The sequence below is a fragment of the Dorea sp. YH-dor226 genome (genome assembly GCF_039832105.1).
Lineage (GTDB): Bacteria > Bacillota > Clostridia > Lachnospirales > Lachnospiraceae > Dorea_A.
In genome coordinates, this window is record NZ_JBDOHS010000038.1 from 1 (window position 1) to 1,364 (window position 1,364).

Here is a 1,364-nt window from a genome sequence, read left to right on the forward strand (position 1 = left end):
TGGTGTGGTATAAAAAAAGTTGACATCTTATTCTCAAGGATTTCATGATAGAATCAAGAGAATAAGGAGGTACTCAAAATGGCACGTAAATATGACCATGAATACAAAGTACAGGCAGTTAAGTTAGCAAAAGAAATAGGTGGTGCTAAAGCTGCTAAAGAATTAGGTATCCCGGAGGGAACTATCCATACATGGCTGAAAGCAGTTAGAGCAGGCACATTGGATATTGGCGATGGTGCACATACTCCAGAAAGTGCGATGAGTCTTGCTGAGGAGCTTGCGATGCTCCGCAAACGCGTTAAGGATCAAGATAAAGAAATCCGGCGTCTGAAAGAGGAAAATGAATTTCTCGAGGAAGCAAGTGCTTTTTTCGCAGCCAGCCGTCGGAAGTCAGCAAGAACCAAAGAATGAAGTTCATTGCCATAAAAACGGAAGACGGCGTGATTAAGGGGAAACTCTCATTCTACTGCCGGATGCTCGGTGTCAGCCGCCAGGGTTTTTACAAATATCTTGCTATTAAAGATCGTCCCTGGAAATATCAGGATCTCGCTGATGCTATGAGAGCGATTAATTCTGAGGATGAATGCAATGATACCTATGGGCGTATTCGCATGTATCAGGCACTTCTCCTTAAGAATCTGGAAGGACTCAAAATCCCCAGTGAGCGAACTGTCTACAGGGTTATGGATGAAATAGGCCTTAGCCATCGGCCAAAGCGTAAGCCAAATGGTATTACCAGAGCTGATCGGGAAGCGCGTAAATCGGATGATCTTCTGAAGCGAGATTTCAAATCCAATAAGCCACTTGAAAAATGTGTAACTGACATCACAGAGATCAAGGCTAAAGATGGAAAACTGTATGTTTCAGCTATCTTTGACTGCTTTGATTCCAGTGTCCTTGGTCTGGCGATGGAAACCAACATGAAAGCAACTTTGTGTGAGCATACCCTGGATAATGCCTATCTTGCATATCCTAATCTGCGAGGCGCCATTTTACACTCTGACAGAGGAACACAATATACCAGTGAAACCTATCGTAAGGCTCTGGCAAAATACGGTATTATTCAAAGCATGAACAGTGCTGGTGGCAGGTGCCATGATAATGCCCGATGTGAAAGCATGTGGGCCAGAATGAAAAGCGAGCTTCTCTATGACCGCTACAATACGGAAACTATGACCACAGAGGAACTGAAGGTTCTCATTTGGAGATATTTCATCAGTTACTGGAATAACAGGAGGATCTGCTCTGCTAATGGTGGGCTTCCTCCGATCATCAAGCGCCAGAGATACTATCAATCTTTGGACCTGGCTGCATAGTCAGTGATATCTTTGAGATAAATGTGTCAACCAATATTGACAATATCA

The 1,364-nt window shown here is 43.5% G+C and carries 2 protein-coding genes; both read left to right on the plus strand.

Going from position 1 to position 1,364, the window contains the following annotated elements:
- Positions 1 to 78: 78 nt before the first annotated feature.
- A complete protein-coding gene (locus tag ABE547_RS14610) occupies positions 79 to 411 on the plus strand; it encodes a transposase (RefSeq protein WP_073113382.1) in 333 nt (110 codons plus the stop codon).
- On the plus strand, positions 408 to 1,316 hold the full coding sequence (locus tag ABE547_RS14615) for an IS3 family transposase (RefSeq protein ID WP_070310171.1): 909 nt from the start codon (positions 408 to 410) through the stop codon (positions 1,314 to 1,316). Before ABE547_RS14610 ends, ABE547_RS14615 begins: the two co-directional genes overlap by 4 nt.
- Positions 1,317 to 1,364 lie beyond the last annotated feature (48 nt).

Excerpts from the sequence above, each read along its gene's own strand:
- ABE547_RS14610 (WP_073113382.1), top strand. The coding sequence starts at position 79 with ATGGCACGTAAATATGACCATGAATACAAAGTACAGGCAGTTAAGTTA.
- ABE547_RS14615 (WP_070310171.1), top strand. The coding sequence starts at position 408 with ATGAAGTTCATTGCCATAAAAACGGAAGACGGCGTGATTAAGGGGAAA.